This window comes from Pseudomonas sp. TWI628 (assembly GCF_039673865.1).
GTDB lineage: Bacteria > Pseudomonadota > Gammaproteobacteria > Pseudomonadales > Pseudomonadaceae > Aquipseudomonas.
In genome coordinates, this window is record NZ_JBDJMM010000001.1 from 97,756 (window position 1) to 115,243 (window position 17,488).

Below are 17,488 nucleotides of genomic sequence, written 5' to 3' on the forward strand. Positions count from 1 at the left end.
CTCAGATTGCCTGGCGCTGCGCCTCGGCCTGCTCGACGCGATTGCGGCCATGCGCCTTGGCCCGGTACAGCGCCTGATCGGCGCGTGCCAGCAGTTCGTCCAGGCTGGGCGCGGTTTCGTCCGCGGCGCAGCCGGCCAGGCCAATGCTGACGGTGATCTGCAGGCGCGCATCGCCCTGGGCCGCGTGCAGGTCCTGCACGGCGCGGCGCAGGCGCTCGGCGGTGAACTTGGCCTGCTCCGGTGGCAACCCCGGGAGCACGACCACGAACTCTTCGCCGCCCAGGCGAGCCAGCAGTTCTTCTTCGTGCAGCTGGTCCTGCAGGGTGCGGGCGAACTGGCGCAGGACCTGGTCGCCAACCGCATGGCCATGGCGGTCGTTGATCGATTTGAAATGATCGATGTCGAGCATCATCAAGGTCAGCGGCAGCGCCTGCTGCTGACGGCTGTCGAGCAGGGCATTGGCGCGGCGGGTGAAGGCGCTGCGGCTGAGCAGGCCGGTGAGATGGTCGATGGTGGCTTGGTGGGCCAGGCGCGCCAACAGGCTGCGATTGGCCTGGCTGACGCAGGCGACCACCAGCGGGCCGAGTACCAGCATGGCGATACCCAGGCGCGCCGACATCAGGGTGGTGACCCCGGGTTCGCTCTGCGGCACGCTGAAGTGCATGAGGTTTTGCGCCACCGCCACGATCAGCGTGCTGCCCGCGGTGAGTGCCAGCAACGACACCAGGAAGGGCGAGTACGTCCAGGCACACCACAGCAGCGCGGCAATCGGGAAGGCGATGGCGCCTGGGCCGCCGAAGGCGATGCTGAAGGCCAGTGAGGCCAGCAGCACCAGCAAGGGCGCCAGGCGGATGGCCTGTGCGCCGCTGCGCATCAGTACGCGCGCCGAAGGCGCAGTGAGCAGCACCGGCAGCACCAGCACACTGGTCGAGAACTGTTCGCTGAACCAGGCCAGCCAGGTGGCCTGCAGCGACTTCTCGAACCACGGTGCGGCCATCACACAGGCCATGCTGGCCGCCACCACGGCACCCGCCGCGCAGGCACCGAACACACTGAGCACGCCATGCGGGGTACGCATGCGCCGATGCGGGCGGGGCAGGCGTGACAGCAGCCACCACACCGTCACCACCACGCTGAGGTTGCACAGGTTGAACCACAGGGCTGGCGCCCAGGCGCTGCCACAAGCCAGGTCGGCGGCGACCATCGCCAGCCACACCAGGGCAAGGCCGACGAAGCTGGCCTGGCGGGGGTAACGCAAGAGCACGCCGGCCAGCACCGCATTGACCGGCCAGAACAGCGATAACGATTCGATCGGCCGGGCCAGGATCCCGCCGAGGGTCAGGGCAAAGGTGAGGCCGAACAAGGCAAGGTAGGGCAACAAGCGCGACTGTGCTGGAAAAACCATAGGCTCGACCGACAAGCGGAAACGAAATCCAGGACAACGGCTATAAGCACCTGGGACATTGACGCGTCAGTGTGTTGGCACCGGGTGCTTGATGTCAATCTGCCGTAATCGTGCAAGTTGATGTCAAATAGCCTCCATTCCTTGCCAGATTGCCTAAAGACCGAAGAACCAGGGCACCATCAGCACGGTCACCAGCATCACCAGCACGGTAAAGGGCACGCCGATTTTCACGAAGTCGCCAAAGCGGTATTGGCCCGGGCCGAGCACCAGGGTGTTGACGGGTGAAGACACCGGCGTCATGAACGCCGCCGATGCCGCCAGGGCCACGGTCATGGCAAACGGGTAGGGCGACATGCCCAGCTGCGTTGCCGTGCTGATCGCCACCGGAGCCATCAGCACGGCGGTGGCGGTGTTGGAAATGAACAGGCCGATGACGGCCGTTACCGCGAACAGGCAGGCCAGCATGGCCAGCGGCCCGGCACCGCCCAGCAGGCTGACCAGGCCGCCCACGGCCAGGTCGATGCCGCCGGTTTTCTGCAGCGCCTGGGCGAACGGCAGCATGCCGACGATCAGCACCAGGCTCTGCCAATGAATGGCCCGGTAGGCGCTGTTCATGTCGATGCAACGCCCGGCACCCATCAGCAGGCAGCCGATCAGCGCGGCGATGACATTGGGGACCGCACCGCTGACCATCAGCCCGACCATCACCGCCAGGCTGACCAGGGCATGCGGGGCACGGGTGCGGGCTGGGGCAACCTGATCGATTTCGGCCGGCAGGCTCAAGACCAGGAAGTCCTTTGGCTGAGTCTGCAGCTGGCGCACAGCCTTCCACGGGCCGACCACCAGCAGGGTATCGCCGAGGCGCAGCTTCTCTTCCACCAGTTGCTCTTCAATGGCCGCCTGCTCGCGGCGCAGGCCGACCACGTTGAGGTCGTAGCGGGTGCGGAAGGCCAGTTCCAGAATGCTTTTGCCGATCAGTTGCGAGCCCGGCGGCAGCGACACTTCCGCCATGCCCAGATCCTGGGACTGGTCGATGAAGTAGGCCGCCTTGAAATGCAGCGGCTCCAGTTGCATGGTCTGGCACAGGGTGCGCAGGTCGTCGCGCTTGGCGAACAGGTCGAGCAGCAGCACATCGCCCTGGTGCAGGACGGTGCCTGAGTCGGCGGCGATCACCCGGGTGGTGAACTTGTGCTGGCGCTCGATGCCGATGACGTTGGCGCCGTGCCGGGTGCGCAGCTCCAGTTCGCCCAGGGTATGGCCGATCAGTGGCGAGTGCGGGCGGATGCGCAGGCGCCGTTCGCGGCCGTTGAGCTTGTAGTCGAGCACCAGGTCGAGCAGCGTGCGGCGGCTTTCCACGCGGCCGTCCTTGCGCACTTCGCCATTGAGCCAGTGGCGGGTCAGCAGCATGTAACCGATGCCCAGCACCAGCACCACCAGGCCGAACGGGGTGAAGCTGAAAAAGCTGAAACCGGGCGCGCCATGGCGTACCAGTTCACTGTGCACCACCACGTTGGGGGGCGTGGCCACCAGGCTGAGCATGCCGCTGATCAGGCCGGCGAAGCTCAGCGGCATCATCAGCCGGCTGGGTGACAGCTTCAGGCGTGCGGCAATGCTGAGCACCACCGGGATGAAGATCGCCACCACGCCGGTCGAGCTCATCACCGAGCCCAACCCGGCCACCGAAACCATCAGCAAGACCAGCAGCCTTGCCTCGCTGTTACCGGCCCGTTCGCTCATCCATTCACCGATACGGTAGGCGATGCCGGTGCGCACCAGCCCTTCGCCGATCACGAACAGCGCGGCGATCAGCACCACGTTGGGGTCGCTGAAACCGGCCAGGGCCTGTTCCACGGTGAGGATGCCCGACAGCGGCAGGGCGAGGATCACCAGCAGGGCGACCACGTCCATGCGCGGGCGGTTGATGACGAAGAGGACGACGACGACAGCCAGCAGGCCGAGTACCCAGAGCAGTTCCTGGTTCATGGGGCGGGGGTGTTCCTTCACTCAAGGGGGCACGAAAGACAGTAGCAGCCAGTTTGGCAGCTTGCGGTGAAGGTGGTGTTGATGTGCTGCAGGGTTTGCACCCGTGGGGTAAATGAAAAGGGCCGCACGAAGCGGCCCTTTCCTTGTCGTCACTCAGTGGCGACGGTGATGGTGGTGCTTGTTGCTGCCACCGTTGTCGCCCATGTGGTTGCCCAGGGCACCACCGGCCGCGCCGCCCAGGCCGGCACCGATGGTGGAGCCGGTCTTGCCGCCAACCGCGCCGCCCAGCAGCGAGCCACCGGCCGAGCCCAGGCCACCGCCGATGGCGGCTTCGGTACGGTTGCCTTTCTTCGCCGCTACTGCACTACCGGCTGCACCGCCGACGCCGGCGCCGATGGCTGCGCCAGTGCGGCCACCCATTTGCTGGCCGACAACGTTGCCCAGAACACCACCCAGGCCACCGCCAATGGCGGCAGTACCGTCACCGGCGAAAGCGCCCTGGCACAGCAGCAGGCCAAGAGCAAGGGAAGGTAGAGTCAGACGCATGATTGGAACCTCAAAGGAATCATCAGGTTAAGGTGCCGCACGGTTGGGCGGCGGGTCAGGGTAGGGGAGACGCTTCAGCGATCGTAACGGTCACCGCGCCATTGGCGGTCGTCGTCATCGTCGCGATCATGGCGGTGGTGGTGACGGTGGCCGCGGTCATCATCGCGCCAGCCATCGTCATCACGGTAGTGGTGGTGATAGCAGCCCGACAACAGCAGGAAGGCGGCGATCAGCGAAAAGCTTGCAAGGCGGGTCATCTCGATATAGGTCCTTGATCCGCATAGGTTTACGGGACACTTATTGAGACTGGGATCGATCCATTTGGTTTCCTTGACCCGCAAGATTTTGCTGCGTGAGCGATGAATGGCGCTCAGGACGCAGGGTGGATGGCAAGCACTACGCCATTAGTGGTCTGAACCAGCACATAGTGATCCCCCATGCGCACCCAGTGGCTTTCTTTTTCCGGTGCGGGCAGGCCCTTGGCTTTCCAGTCACTCAGGGCCGCGTCGTCGCGTTTGTACTGGTCGGGCGCCTTGTCGCCGACCTTGAGTTCGCGGTTGTGGGTTTCCGGTGCCTTGACGCTTTCTTCGGCCGAAGGGGCAGCCAGGGTCATCATCGGCAGGCTGGCGAGCAGCAGTGCTGGCAGAAGGTGGTGGGCTTTCATGGCAATCTCCTTGAGGTGGTATGCAATAGATGCGACACCAACCAGCTTGGGACAATTCATTTGCGGTGCTAGAGTCGCTTTCTTTTTTGCCCCGAGGATGGAACATGCGAGCAATTCTGCCGATGGCTGCGGCGCTGGTGTTGGTCGGTTGCGCGAGCGCGACCATGGATGCGGCGCGGGGTGGCAAGCCGACAGTCCAGCTCGACTCGCGCAAGGCGCCGGAGCTGGTGGCCCAGTGCATTCAGTTCAGCTGGCAGAAAGAGGATGTGTTCGGCGACGACGCCAGTGGCTACCTGGAGCCGCGCAAGCAGGGCGGGTTGACTGTTTATACCCGCGAGGCGGAGTCGTTCGTGGATGTGTATCCGCAGGCGGGTGGGACGCGGGTGGATTACTACGCGCAGAAGAATGACGGCGTGGTTTTGCAGCGCGGGGCGGCGGCGGCACCGTTTTTTTATTTGGTTGTCTGTCCCGGCTTTTGCGGGGTTCCCCCCGCTATGAGCCCGGCCAGCCATGATCAGGAAAGGAAGCCACCATCGACATTCAGCGCGGTGCCGGTGGTATAGCTGGAAGCATCGCTGGCCAGGTACAGCACGGCGCCCGCCATTTCCTTCGGGTCAGCCACGCGCTTGAGCGGGATCTGCTGCAGGGCGGCATTGAGGATGGCGTCGTTCTTCACCAGGGCCGAGGCGAACTTGGTGTCGGTCAGGCCCGGCAGCAAGGCATTGCAGCGAATACCGAACTGCGCGCATTCCTTGGCGAACACCTTGGTCATGTTGATCACCGCGGCTTTGGTCACCGAATAGATGCCCTGGAACAGGCCCGGCGACACGCCGTTGATCGAGGCCACGTTGATGATGCTGCCGCCACCGTTTTCACGCATCAGCTTGCCGGCTTCCACCGACATGAAGAAGTAGCCGCGGATATTCACGTCGACAGTCTTCTGGAAGGCATTCGGGTCGGTGTCGAGCACGTTGCAGAACTGCGGGTTGGTGGCCGCGTTGTTGACCAGGATATCCAGGCGCCCGAACTGTTCGCGGATGCCGGCGAATACCTGCTGGATCTGCTCCAGTTCGCCAATATGGCAGGCGACCGGTGTGGCCTTGCCGCCTGCTGCGATGATGGCCTCGGCCACCTGCTGGCAACCCTCCAGCTTGCGGCTGGAGACGATCACGTGGGCACCCTGCTGGGCCAGCAGATGGGCAATGGCTTCACCGATGCCACGGCTGGCGCCGGAGACGAAAGCGATCTTGCCGTCGAGGTCGAACAGTTGGGTCTTGGACATGCTGTTTTCCTTGTTGTCTGGCGTCAGAGCGTGGACTTGCCGATGACCTGCAGGCTCATTTGCTCCAGCAGCCGGTTCATGTGAATGAACTGGGCGAAGCGTTTGTCCTGGGTCTGGCCGTGGTAGTAGCGGTAGTAGATCTGCTGGACGATGCCGGCCAGGCGGAACAGGCCGTAGCAATAGTAGTAATCGAAGTTGTCCAGGCGGATGCCGGCGCGCTCGGCGTAGTAGTCGACGAACTGGCGGCGGGTGAGCATGCCCGGGGCATTGCTCGGCTGGCGGCGCATCAGTTGCACCGGCGCCGGGTCGCTGGCCTCGATCCAGTAGGCCAGGCTGTTGCCCAGGTCCATCAACGGATCACCAATCGTAGCCATCTCCCAGTCCAGCACACCGATGATGCGCATGGGGTTGTCGGCGTCGAGGATCACGTTGTCGAAGCGGTAGTCGTTGTGCACGATGCCAGGGCGCGGGTGGTCGGCGGGCATCTTCTCGTGCAGCCAGGCGATCACCTGCTCCCAGCGTGGCGCATCGGGGGTCAGGGCTTTTTCGTAGCGGCTGGTCCAGCCCTCGATCTGGCGCTGCACATACCCTTCCGGCTTGCCCAGGTCGGCCAGGCCACAGGCGTGATAATCCACCTGGTGCAGCTCGACCAGGCGGTCGATGAAGCTTTTGCACAGGGCCTCGGTGCGGTTGGCGTCCAGGCCCAGCTCGGTGGGAATGTCCGAGCGCAGAATCACGCCCTTGACCCGCTCCATCACGTAGAACTCACCACCGATCAGCGACGCGTCGGTGCAGTGGGCGTAGGCCTTGGGGCAATACGGGAAACCGCTGTTGAGCTGGTTGAGGATGCGGAACTCGCGGCCCATGTCATGGGCCGACTTGGCCTTCTGGCCGAACGGCGGGCGGCGCAAGACAAACTCACGGCCCGGGTAGCTGACCAGGTAGGTGAGGTTGGACGCGCCACCCGGGAACTGGCTGATGGTCGGCGAGCCTTCGAGGCCGGCGATGTGGCCTTTCAGATAAGGATCGATGACGGCCGCATCGAGTTCTTCGCCGGGGCGTACCTGGGTGGACTGGTCGGTGAGCGTCATGCGTTTTCCTTATTATCTGGCGCAAGGATTATTGGCTAATCTAATGGCCTGGCGGCTGTGGAACAAGCGTGCCAGGCGCCATATAGGTGCGGGTGTTGCTGGTCGATCACCGCACCGAATGCCAGGCAAAAAAAAACCGAAGCCGGTCAGGCTTCGGTTTCTCATCGTGCGTTGTGCCCTTCACTCAGGAAGGGAACAGCTCGCTGAGCTTCATCGACAGCATCATGTCGCCTTCGACGCGCAGCTTGCCGCCCATGAAGGCCTGCATGCCATCGGTTTCACCCGAGACGATGCCCTTCAGGGTTTCGCTGTCCAGCACCAGGGTGCAGTTGGCATCCGGGTTCTCGCCTTCCTGAATTTCGCAGGTGCCGTCCTTGACCAGCAGCGCATAGTGCTTGTCTTCGTCAGTGATGTTGAAGCCGAACACCAGGTCCAGGCCTTCAGCAGCCGCTGGGTTGAATTTTGCTTTCATCGCTTCGACGGCTTTAGCTACATCGCTCATGGTGTTTTCCTTGTTAAGTGATATTCGCGTCCGCAAGGACACAACGGGCCGGGCTCATCGGTAGGTGATGAGCTCCGGCGCCCTCAACAGCTGCACATGGGCTTGGCTGTTGAAGGAAGCCAGTGCCACGTCGCGGCCGCGGAACTTCAGCTGGCTGAGCGACGTGTTGATGATCTGCCAGTTCAGCGCAAAGGCCTGACTGGGGGTGATTCGGGTAACCAGGTGGAGCAGGGCGGCGATGGTGCCACCGGAGGTGAACACGGCGATATTGTCGCCACTGCCAGCAGTGCCCAGCACACGTTGCAGGCCGGCGTCGACCCGTGCGGTGAAGGCCTGCCAGGTTTCCAGGCCGTCATCGGCATGGTCGCCGGCGTGCCAGCGCTGCACCATCAGGGCGAACAGGCGCTGGAACTCGCTGCGGTTCTGCGCGCCGTTGCGCAGGATCTCCCGGGCATGCGGCTCTTCAGCCAGCAGGCCGGGCAGCAGGGCGCGGATTACACCATCGGCATCGAACTCATTGAACGCCGGGTCGGTCTCAATCGCCGGTACCGCACACCCCCCGGCGTTCAGCGCCTGCAGGGCGTGCCGGGCAGTGTCCTGCTGTCGGCGCAGATCACCGGCCACGCAGCGGTCCAGGCGCAGGCCGAGCTGGGCGAGGTGTTCGCCCAGGGCCTGGCTCTGGCGCACACCAACGGGCGAGAGGACGTCGTAGTCGTCTGCACCGAAGGAAGCCTGGCCATGTCGGATCAGGTAGAGATTGCCCACTGAGGTATCCGGCGTTGAGGGTTGCTGCGAGGTTAGGATGCGCCAGACAGGCTGTCAACGAAAAAACATACAAGCGTTTGAAAAGGTTGTTTGAACTGTGTTGCCAGCGTTTACCTCGGCTGGCGAGGGCACGGGAGCAACGGTATGCTTGCATCAGTTTCGCGCCGATCTGGCGCAGGTTCATAAGGAGTCAACGTGGAGTTTCTTGCCGAATACGCAAGCTTTCTCGCCAAAACCGCCACCCTGGTGATTGCCATCCTGGTGGTGTTGTCCGCCATTGCCGGTTTGCGCGGCAAGGGGCGGCGCAAGGCCGGTGGGCAGTTGCAGGTCACCCGCCTCAACGAATTCTATAAAGAGTTGCGCGAGCGCCTGGAAAGCGGCCTGCTCGACAAAGCCCAGCTCAAGGCCCTGCGCAAGCAGCAGGCCAAGGCGGAAAAACAGCAGAAGAAGGGCAAGGCCGAAGAAAAGGACCGAGTGTTTGTGCTCGACTTCGACGGTGACATCAAGGCCTCCGCCACCGAAAGCCTGCGTAACGAGATCACCGCACTGCTGACCCTCGCCACCCCACGCGATGAAGTGGTGCTGCGCCTGGAAAGCGGCGGCGGCCTGGTGCACAGCTATGGCCTGGCCGCCTCGCAACTGGCGCGCATCCGCCAGGCCGGCATCCCGCTCACGGTGTGCATCGACAAGGTCGCGGCCAGCGGCGGCTACATGATGGCCTGCATCGGCGAGAAGATTGTCAGCGCACCATTCGCCGTGCTGGGTTCGATCGGCGTGGTGGCACAGCTGCCCAACGTCAACCGCCTGCTGAAGAAGCACGACATCGATTTCGAAGTGCTGACCGCCGGCGAGTACAAGCGTACCCTGACCGTCTTTGGCGAGAACACCGAGAAGGGCCGGGAAAAGTTCCAGGAAGACCTGGACATCACCCACCAGCTGTTCAAGGACTTCGTCGCCCGCTACCGCCCACAGCTGCACATCGACGAGGTGGCCACCGGTGAAGTCTGGCTCGGGGTTGCCGCATTGAACCGCAAGCTGGTCGATGCACTGCAGACCAGTGACGAGTACCTCAGCGACCGCGCCCGCACGGCCAACCTGTTCCACCTGCACTATGCCGAGCGCAAGAGTTTGCAGGAGCGTATCGGCATGGCGGCCAGCGGCACTGTTGAGAACACCTTGGTAGGTTTGTGGAGTAAACTCGGGCGCTTGCGCTAACACCTTGAACCCGTTGAAATTTTTTTTCGTTCAGGGGGTTGCAAGGTGAAAGGAATGCGGACATAATGGCGCCCATCGAAACGCAGCAAACTTTGAAAAAGGTGCAGTGTTTCAAGGAGATAGTGAAGCGCAAGCTGCTAGATCCGAACTTTGAGGCCGAGTAGCAAAGTGGTTATGCTCCGGATTGCAAATCCGTCTACGCCGGTTCGATTCCGACCTCGGCCTCCACCATTCGAAAGCCCCGCAGATTAACGTCTGCGGGGTTTTTATTTGCGCGTCAAAAAAGCCAAGAGTTCGCCTTCACCCTGGCTTCCTCTCGGGCATCTGCCCATCGGTTGCGCAACATCGGCCAGCTCATGCGATAGGCGATCTATAAAGGCTCTATAGTCGGCTATAAACCAGAGCTGGCGGGCAGCGCCGGAGGGGCAGGCGGCTTTGCGCGGCCTGGGTAAATTCAACTTCAGGCCTTCATCGCGCCGTTAAATACGTCGAAGGTCTCGTACACAACCAGCCCTCCCTCGGTTGCCGCGCCTTTGTTGTCGATCACATAGGCACCGGCCTTGAAGAAGAACTGTAGTTTCTTCCAGGAGCTGCTCACTGCTGAAGCGCTAAGCAGTTCGTCGAGAGCAACACTCAGTTCCCCGAGCTCATCCACCTGCACGCTGTAGTCGAAGGGCTGGCCCAGTGGGACCGCTTTATCAATCAGCGTTCGTGCGCTCCCGAGCGGCACATTGCGTGACTCGATTCGCACCGCTCCGCTCCACCAGGTCACCATGAGGAATGGGTTAGGCGAGTTGACTGCATGAATCTGTCCGATGATGACCTTACCGCTCGATGGCGCGGCTTCAACGCGTACCCGGCCTGCCATGGAGTGCCTTGCGCTCCCTGGCACCCAGTTGAACGATGCTGAGGAGTCAGGCAGCGTTTGCCGGCCCTCTGTGCGCGGATAGTTGGAGCTACCCGTTGTGTCGTCCTGGACTGAACACCAGTAGTTGGTGTGGCCGTTCTGGTCTATCCAGAGCCGATCTGCTGGCGCCTCAGCTGGATAAAGATAGACCTTTCCGTTCGCGGTGATATTGCCAAAAGTCTTCATGGTTTTCTCCAGAGTAGGCGCCGCCCTTGCCGGGTAGCGTTCATCGTGGATACTTAATCCGTCTACGCCGATTCGATTCCGACCTCGGCCTCCACCATTCGAGAAACCCCGCAGATGAAAATCTGCGGGGTTTTTCATTTTGCCTGCCATTCAGCCATGGCTGAGCGACAGCTCGCTGATGATGCACACCGAACCGTCATCAGCCGGCGTAGCATCGGTGTAGTCAACCTGGTTGTAGATCCCGCCATGGAATTCGAACAGGCGCGTGTCCCAGGTGTCATCGAGTTGCAGTTCAGGCGATGACTTGGAGACGCCGTTGCACCTGGCGGTTACCTTGACCACGCCCGCAGAGGTGGCGTGAATGATCACGTCGAATTTCGTACCGAGCGGCACGCCTTGCAGGAGGGTGCTGTTCACCGGGTTGGTCTGGTTGTAGGACGCCCGGAAGCCCATGGTAATGTTGCCCTTGTTCCAGAACACTTTCACCGGAGGGCTGTCATCCCCCCTGACGTGCATCTGGCTGACGACTACCTTCTGCGCCAAGTTGACCTTGGTCAGGGTCATTGTCTGGCGATTCCAGTGGTCCGGGGCGCTGCCGAGCGTCCAGCTCTGTGTTTCCGACCACTCGCAACGGGTTCTGTGGGTGCTCTTGCTCGAGGCTCCTTTGGTCGGTGCCGTGAACTGAACCGACCCGTCGCTGAGCACTTTAACCACGCTAGGGAATTCAGCGATGGCCTCGGCGCCATTGAGCTCAAGCGCGACGGGGTTTGTAGAAGAGACTGCCACCGGGGTAGCGATCGTTAGGTTGCTGATGTTTACGGTCATAAATACTCCTGACGATAAAATCATTGGCCTGGCAGGATTGCCTTCCGGCCGAGGTGTGTTCCTCCGCGTCCGGCTGGGCACTCGTAAGTGCACAGGAGGAGGATTTGGAGTTCATGAATGCTGTATGGATATACAGTATCTCGGGGTGATCTTTTTTCAACCCCTGCAATCATGTAAAGCGTGATGACGGGTAAGAAAGTGGCTCAGGTCTGTGGCTGGCGGGCAAAGAAAAGCCCGGCTCAGGGCCGGGCTGTGTTCAGGTTCTACTGGCGATGATGATTTCGCCTGGGTGCGGTCAGGCAAATGATGCGTCAACCTTCCGTACACATTTCAGATACCCGAAAAAAGAAAAACCCGCCAACCAGTGGCGGGTCTAAAGAACATAAGGAGCAGGGTCAGATTGCCAAAGTGGATGTCATAAACTCGTGAAGTTCACGTTGACGGCGTGTCGATACCCTTGATGAGCACAAAAAAAGCCCGCCATGAAGGCGGGCAACGAACGTTTTGAAGGGAGAGATTACAGCCTCAGGCCTGCTGGTTAAGTCAGCATTAACCGCCATCCATTGACCACGGGCAACGATACGCCTATACAGGCGTGCCAGATTTCCAGGAGCCACCATGCGCGACGAAGACGACCTGCACGAACCCGAGCACGATCACCTGCTCGATCACGAATTCCTCTATGAGGGCTTCGACCCTGAAGCAGATGCCCAAGGCGCCGAGGACGAAGTCGAGGAGGACGAAGCGCTGCTGGATGACCTCGATGACGAAGAGCGCGATCACCCCGCCTGGCACGACGACCTGGACGACTGAGTCAGCGCCCGTCGACCGAGAAGCGCCCAGGGCCGCTGACTGCCAGCACCAGCAGGCCGCCGCAGATGCTTAGATTTTTCAGGAACTGGGTCATGTTGGCGGCGCGCTCGGGGTCGACCATGTTCCAGAACGGATGGCCAAGCAGCCCGGTCCCCAGCACGAACAGGGCAAACAGGAAGGCCAGCGGTCGGGTGTAGAAGCCCAGGATCAGCAGGATGCCGACAACGAATTCCATGATCACCGCAACCGCTGCTGCCAGCATCGGGGCAGGGGCGCCCAGTGAGGTCATGTAGCCGACCGTGCCTTCGAAGCCGGTCAGTTTGGCCCAGCCGGAAAGGACGAAGAGGATCATGAGCAGCACGCGGGCGATCAGGAGGATGATGTCGCGTTGACCATCGAACAGGGAGTAGCGCATGGCGGCGTACCGGTGGCTGGGGACAAGCTCCACTTTAGCAGTTGCGCAGAAGGTTGCTGCCGGGCAGCAAAAAGGCGTCGCAAGCTGCCAAGCTGTCCAGGCGGACGCACTGATCGTTTTTTGGCGCCTAAGCGCATGCCAAGGCCTTAAGGCTTAGTCGCGAGAGAAAGATCAGATGGAGTGTGGCGCTGATGGCCAGAGGGAGGGGGTGCGCAATGCTTGGTGCCCCGAGCCGGACTCGAACCGGCACACCTTGCGGCGGCGCATTTTAAGTGCGATGTGTCTACCAATTTCACCATCGGGGCACGATAGCAAGTTGCGCATTAGACACGAAAATTATGCGGAAATCAACGGTTTAGAAGCTGTGCAGAAATGTGCCTGTGGCTTTGAACATTAATCTTACAAAGCACGCACTTCGCGAGCTGGTTTGCCCTGAGGGCAAGTCTGAAATCTGGAGTTGTAAGGGGGGGGCGGCCTGTTTGCCTCTTTCGCACATCATCAATATTGCTGGCAGCGACACGCCTTACCACTTTGCAGAGGGGGCTTTACTTGGGAACAATGTGCTTGTTAGCTAACACTTTCTTTTTGCTTTATATGCGCCCGAAAAAACTGCACAGCTTGACCCGTACAACTATCCGTTTACCGGAAAGCGACAAGAGAAAAGCCCGAACTCAGGCGCGCTGCCCAGCTTCCAGGTTGTGCTTGCGCTGTATGGGGCGAATCTTGAACCAGATCGAATACATCGCTGGCAGAAACACCAAGGTCATGATCGTGCCCACGAAGGTGCCCCCGATCAGGGTGTAGGCCAATGTGCCCCAGAATACTGAGTGGGTAAGAGGGATGAACGCCAGGATGGCCGCCAATGCCGTCAGCAAGACGGGGCGTGCTCGTTGCACGGTTGCTTCAACCACGGCGTCGAAAGGCTCAAGACCTTCGGTTTGGTTGTGGTGAATCTGTCCAATAAGGATCAGCGTGTTGCGCATCAGAATTCCCGAAAGCGCAATCAGTCCGACCAGTGCGTTGATCCCGAACGGTTGCCCGAATAGCAGCAATACTGGCACTACACCAATCAACCCCAGTGGGGACGTCAGGAACACCATGGCCATTGCGGAGATCGAGCGCACCTGCAAAATGATGGTCAGCAAGGTCAGGGCAATCATGATCGGCAAGAGTGGAACTATCGCCTGGCTGGCCTTGCCCGACTCCTCGATGGAACCTGCCATTTCGATTTTGTATCCAGGTGGCAGCGATGTGATGATTGGCTGCAGCTCCTTCCAGATCGCAGTGGAAACATCGGGCGGCTGGAGCCCTTGCGCGATATCACCGCGCACTGTCATGGTGGGCGTGCGGTCTCGGCGACGCAGGATCGGATCCTCCATGCGTATACTCACCTTGCCGACCTGTGAAACAGGAACACGCTGGCCGTTTGAGCCTGCCAAGGTAAAGTTTTCGATCTGGGCAGGGTCCAGTCTGGCTCGACCAGCGGCACGGCCTACGAGCTGAACAGACCGGATATCTTCCCTGACTGAAGTGATCGGCACCCCGGTCAGCAAGAATTGCAGCTGCTGCGATACCGAGGTGGAAGTCAGCCCCACCGCCTGCAGGCGATCTTGATCCAGTGCGAAGTGAAGGGTCGGTACAAGCGGACCCCAGTCAGTATTGACAGTCTTCATCATCGGGCTTGCCTGCAGCACGCCCTGAACTCGCGCAGCGATCTGGCGCAGTTGCGCAGGGTCGGGGCCCATGACGCGATAAGCGACCGGATAAGGAGAGTAGGGGCCGAAGACCAGTTGGGTTACACGCACTTGAGCTTCGGGCGCCAGGCCTTCGGCAGCGGCTTCCCGCAGACGGTACTTGAGGACCTCACGAGCCTCTTGGTTTTGGGTCAGAACGACAATCTTGGCGAAAGATGGATCTGGCAATTCCGGAGCCATTGCCAGGAAGAAGCGCGGCGGGCCTTGGCCGATGTAAGTGGTGACAATTTTTGCCTCCTCTTGCTGGCGCAACCAGGACTCCACCTTGATGGCGGCGGCATTCGTCTGTTCGATGGATGTGCCGTAGGGCATCTGCAACTCCACCAGAACTTCAGGGCGATCAGAAGTTGGGAAGAACTGTTTCTTCACCAGCCCCATACCCAGCACCGCAGCCACAAATGTCGAAACAACTGTGCCTGCCACAAGCCATTTGTATGAGATCACCCAGCTCAACAGAGAGCGGAAGCGGTTGTAATGACGGGTGTTGTAAATGGCGGCATGGCCGCCTTCGATGGTCTTGATGTGAGGCAATAACTTCACGCCCAGATAAGGGGTGAACGCTACAGCCACCACCCAGGACGCGATCAAGGCGATGCCAACGACCCAGAACATGTTGCTCGTGTATTCGCCTGCGGTGGACTGGGCAAAACCGTTAGGCATGAAACCGATGGCGGTTACCAGGGTGCCAGCAAGCATTGGCGCAGCTGTATGGCTCCAGGCATAGGCGCATGCCTTGATACGGTCGTAACCTTCTTCCATCTTCACTACCATCATCTCGATGGCGATGATGGCATCGTCGACCAGCAGGCCCAGCGCCAGGATCAGTGATCCGAGTGTTATACGGTCGAAGTTCTTGCCAGTGGCAGCCATGACGACGAAGACGATCGCCAAGGTCAAGGGCACTGCTGCGGCAACGACGACCCCCACACGCCATCCCATGCTGACAAAACAAACCAGCATCACAACCAGCAAGGCAACGAAGAACTTCACCATGAACTCATCGACGGATGACGTGATGTTCACCGCTTGATCCGTCACCTTGCTGAGTGTCATGCCCAAAGGCATGTTTGCGTTGATGCCTGCAGTTTCAAGCTCCAGGGCTTTGCCGAGGTCGAGCCCGTTCCAACCCTCACGCATGACGATGCCAAGCAGCAGCGCAGGCTCGCCACCATTGCGTACCAGGAATGTCGCGGGGTCTTCATAGCCCCGTTCGACATCCGCAATGTCCGAGAGCTTCAGCGTGCGGCCTTTCGTGAACACGGGCGTATCGCGGATTTTTTCCAGTTGATCAAAGGCACCCTCGACCCTGATCACTACCTGGGGGCCGCTTGTCTCAACCGATCCGGCCGGAGACAGGGCGTTCTGGTTGTCCAGAGCGGAGAAAATATCCTGCGGTGTAATCCCCAGCGTAGCCAGCCGGTCGTGGGAAAAGGAAACGAATATCCGTTCAGGCTGTTCTCCGAGGATGTTGACCTTTTTGACGCCGGGCACGTGCAGCAGTTGCTGGCGCAGTGTTTCAGCATCACGTATCAATTGTCGCTGGGGTTCCCCCTTGGCTTTGAGGGCGTACACGGCAAACGTGACGTCCGAGAATTCGTCATTGAGCATTGGGCCAATCACGCCCTGGGGCATCAGCTTGGCTTGATCACCCGCTTTCTTGCGGGCTTGGTAGAACTCTTCCTGAACAGCTGACGGCGGGGTCTTGTCCTGCAGCGAAACCATCGTGAAAGCCAGCCCAGGCCGTGTATAGGTTTCGGTACGGTCATACCAGCGCAGTTCTTGCATGCGCTTTTCCAGCGGCTCTGCCACCAGGTCCTGCATCTCCTGCGCGGTAGCGCCGGGCCAGGCACTGATGATGGTCATCTGCTTTACGGTGAAAGGCGGATCTTCCGCTCGGCCCAGTTTGAAGAAGGCCAACGTACCGGCCAGCGTGATAAGCAAAATCAGGAACAGGGTGATCGAGCGCTCACGTACCGCTAACGCAGACAGGTTAAAACGGCGTTCACTCATGGCTGCCGCTCCGTGGTCTGAGCGGTCTGAATCTGTTCCATGACCTCAGCACCCTCGCGGAGCAAATGCGCACCCAAGGTGACAACCCGATCCCCGGTGTTGATGCCGCCCTTTACCACAGCTACCTCGTCACTGACGCTCAATACCTCTACCGGGCACCAGGCCACCTTGGCCGGCCGGCCGCTAATTACCCACACACCCGTACCGTTGCCAGGGTCAAAAAGTGCGCCTATCGGTACTTGCCTGGCTTGGGAGTCCCGACTGTGTTCAGCAATATCAACAGTCACGGTTGAACCCAACGGGGCGCTCGCTAAAGCGCCAGTCAGCACGTATCTGGCCTCGAACGTGCGGGTGGCTGGGTCGGCTGCCTCTGAAAGCAGTCGCAGTTTTGCGGGCACGGCCTGTGAACCTTGGCCAAACAGCCTGGCGAAAGCTGTCGAGCCAGGGGCAGGGCGGAGGGTTTCTGGCAAGTGGACGACAGCTTCTCGTTGGCCAGCTCTCGCCAGTCTCACAACCGCCTGGCCTGCACTGACTACCTGGCCCGGTTCGGCCAACGTGTCCATCACGACACCATCGGCATCGGCCAGCAAGACTGCATACCCGGTGGCGTTCCTGGCAACGTCGGCCTGAGCCTGCGCAGCGCTGAGCTGTGCCTTTGCGGAATCAGCTGCAGCTTTGATCTGATCGTAGAGCGATGCCGAAACCGCGCCCTCGGCCACTAACCTTCGATAACGAGCTTCATCATCAGCGGTTTGCTTGGCCTTCGCCCTGGCCGAAGTAACAGCCTCCTGCTGCGCGCGTGCCTGCAGAGTCAGATCGACCGGGTCCAGGCGCATCAGAGGCTGCCCGCGTTCAACTGTTTCTCCGGCATCCACCAGGCGCTGCAGGATCTTTCCAGATACACGAAAGCCGAGGTCACTCTGGGTGCGAGCGACCACTACCCCGGAAAACGACCGCGCAGGATCCACTGCGTTCAGTACCGCGATTGCTTTTACAACCGGCGGCTTGTCACGCGGGTCTTTTCCCGGTGAAGAGGCCCCGCAAGCGACCAGGGCGAGTGGGAGTAGACAACCGACTAAGGCGGCAGGGCGCAGGCGCATGGGATCCCGTTCTCAAAAGGCGACA

General features: G+C 60.8%; 16 protein-coding genes, 2 tRNA genes and 1 pseudogene. 4 read left to right on the forward strand and 15 right to left on the reverse strand.

What is annotated here, in order from left to right; genetic code table 11:
• Position 1: 1 nt before the first annotated feature.
• The 5 genes from ABE528_RS00485 to ABE528_RS00505 form a co-directional block, all read right to left on the reverse strand.
• Complete coding sequence (locus ABE528_RS00485; protein WP_346651838.1) at positions 2–1,420, reverse strand: diguanylate cyclase; 1,419 nt, start codon at positions 1,418–1,420, stop codon at positions 2–4.
• Positions 1,421–1,558: 138 nt separating this feature from the next.
• Positions 1,559–3,388: an SLC13 family permease gene (locus tag ABE528_RS00490; RefSeq protein ID WP_346651839.1), complete on the reverse strand. Its 1,830-nt coding sequence runs from the start codon at positions 3,386–3,388 to the stop codon at positions 1,559–1,561.
• Positions 3,389–3,541: 153 nt separating this feature from the next.
• Complete coding sequence (locus tag ABE528_RS00495) at positions 3,542–3,934, reverse strand: glycine zipper domain-containing protein (protein WP_152957098.1); 393 nt, start codon at positions 3,932–3,934, stop codon at positions 3,542–3,544.
• Positions 3,935–4,008: 74 nt separating this feature from the next.
• Positions 4,009–4,191: a hypothetical protein gene (locus ABE528_RS00500; RefSeq protein ID WP_152957097.1), complete on the reverse strand. Its 183-nt coding sequence runs from the start codon at positions 4,189–4,191 to the stop codon at positions 4,009–4,011.
• A 113-nt stretch (positions 4,192–4,304) separates the two neighbouring features.
• Entirely contained in the window at positions 4,305–4,598 is a 294-nt protein-coding gene (locus ABE528_RS00505) for an RcnB family protein (RefSeq protein ID WP_346651840.1), read from the reverse strand.
• A gap of 104 nt (positions 4,599–4,702) precedes the next feature.
• Between ABE528_RS00505 and ABE528_RS00510 the strand changes: the two are divergent.
• A pseudogene (locus ABE528_RS00510) lies at positions 4,703–5,041 on the forward strand (hypothetical protein); the annotation flags it as partial.
• A gap of 71 nt (positions 5,042–5,112) precedes the next feature.
• On the opposite strand, the gene ABE528_RS00515 reads toward ABE528_RS00510, so the two are convergent.
• The 4 genes from ABE528_RS00515 to ABE528_RS00530 all read right to left on the reverse strand — a co-directional run bounded on the left by ABE528_RS00515 (position 5,113) and on the right by ABE528_RS00530 (position 8,238).
• A complete protein-coding gene (locus ABE528_RS00515; protein ID WP_152957094.1) occupies positions 5,113–5,880 on the reverse strand; it encodes an SDR family oxidoreductase in 768 nt (255 codons plus the stop codon).
• 23 nt (positions 5,881–5,903) lie between these two features.
• Positions 5,904–6,971, reverse strand: a complete 1,068-nt coding sequence (locus tag ABE528_RS00520; RefSeq protein ID WP_152957093.1) for a phosphotransferase family protein — start codon at positions 6,969–6,971, stop codon at positions 5,904–5,906.
• 184 nt (positions 6,972–7,155) lie between these two features.
• Complete coding sequence (locus tag ABE528_RS00525) at positions 7,156–7,473, reverse strand: SCP2 sterol-binding domain-containing protein (RefSeq protein WP_152957092.1); 318 nt, start codon at positions 7,471–7,473, stop codon at positions 7,156–7,158.
• Positions 7,474–7,527: 54 nt separating this feature from the next.
• Positions 7,528–8,238 carry a histidine phosphatase family protein gene (locus ABE528_RS00530; RefSeq protein ID WP_346651841.1) on the reverse strand — a complete coding sequence of 237 codons (711 nt, stop codon included), beginning with the start codon at positions 8,236–8,238 and terminating at the stop codon, positions 7,528–7,530.
• Between the two features lie 195 nt (positions 8,239–8,433).
• Here ABE528_RS00530 and sohB point away from each other — a divergent pair, with 195 nt between their 5' ends.
• Complete coding sequence (sohB, locus tag ABE528_RS00535; RefSeq protein WP_346651842.1) at positions 8,434–9,453, forward strand: protease SohB; 1,020 nt, start codon at positions 8,434–8,436, stop codon at positions 9,451–9,453.
• A 154-nt stretch (positions 9,454–9,607) separates the two neighbouring features.
• Positions 9,608–9,681, forward strand: a tRNA-Cys gene (locus ABE528_RS00540).
• Between the two features lie 232 nt (positions 9,682–9,913).
• Here ABE528_RS00540 and ABE528_RS00545 read toward each other — a convergent pair.
• Together ABE528_RS00545 and ABE528_RS00550 are read right to left on the reverse strand one after the other, a co-directional pair.
• Positions 9,914–10,546, reverse strand: a complete 633-nt coding sequence (locus tag ABE528_RS00545; RefSeq protein ID WP_346651843.1) for a polysaccharide lyase family 7 protein — start codon at positions 10,544–10,546, stop codon at positions 9,914–9,916.
• Between the two features lie 150 nt (positions 10,547–10,696).
• Positions 10,697–11,371, reverse strand: a complete 675-nt coding sequence (locus tag ABE528_RS00550) for a polysaccharide lyase family 7 protein (RefSeq protein WP_152957090.1) — start codon at positions 11,369–11,371, stop codon at positions 10,697–10,699.
• 618 nt (positions 11,372–11,989) lie between these two features.
• Here ABE528_RS00550 and ABE528_RS00555 point away from each other — a divergent pair.
• Positions 11,990–12,184 carry a hypothetical protein gene (locus tag ABE528_RS00555; protein ID WP_152957089.1) on the forward strand — a complete coding sequence of 65 codons (195 nt, stop codon included), beginning with the start codon at positions 11,990–11,992 and terminating at the stop codon, positions 12,182–12,184.
• A 1-nt stretch (position 12,185) separates the two neighbouring features.
• On the opposite strand, the gene ABE528_RS00560 is transcribed toward ABE528_RS00555, so the two are convergent.
• The 4 genes from ABE528_RS00560 to ABE528_RS00575 all read right to left on the reverse strand — a co-directional run bounded on the left by ABE528_RS00560 (position 12,186) and on the right by ABE528_RS00575 (position 17,463).
• On the reverse strand, positions 12,186–12,599 hold the full coding sequence (locus ABE528_RS00560) for a DoxX family protein (RefSeq protein ID WP_152957088.1): 414 nt from the start codon (positions 12,597–12,599) through the stop codon (positions 12,186–12,188).
• A 220-nt stretch (positions 12,600–12,819) separates the two neighbouring features.
• Positions 12,820–12,904, reverse strand: a tRNA-Leu gene (locus ABE528_RS00565).
• 366 nt (positions 12,905–13,270) lie between these two features.
• The gene (locus ABE528_RS00570) at positions 13,271–16,363 is read right to left on the reverse strand and encodes an efflux RND transporter permease subunit (protein WP_346651844.1); all 3,093 of its coding nucleotides are present in this window, start codon (positions 16,361–16,363) and stop codon (positions 13,271–13,273) included.
• Entirely contained in the window at positions 16,360–17,463 is a 1,104-nt protein-coding gene (locus tag ABE528_RS00575; RefSeq protein WP_346651845.1) for an efflux RND transporter periplasmic adaptor subunit, read from the reverse strand. Before ABE528_RS00575 ends, ABE528_RS00570 begins: the two co-directional genes overlap by 4 nt.
• Positions 17,464–17,488 lie beyond the last annotated feature (25 nt).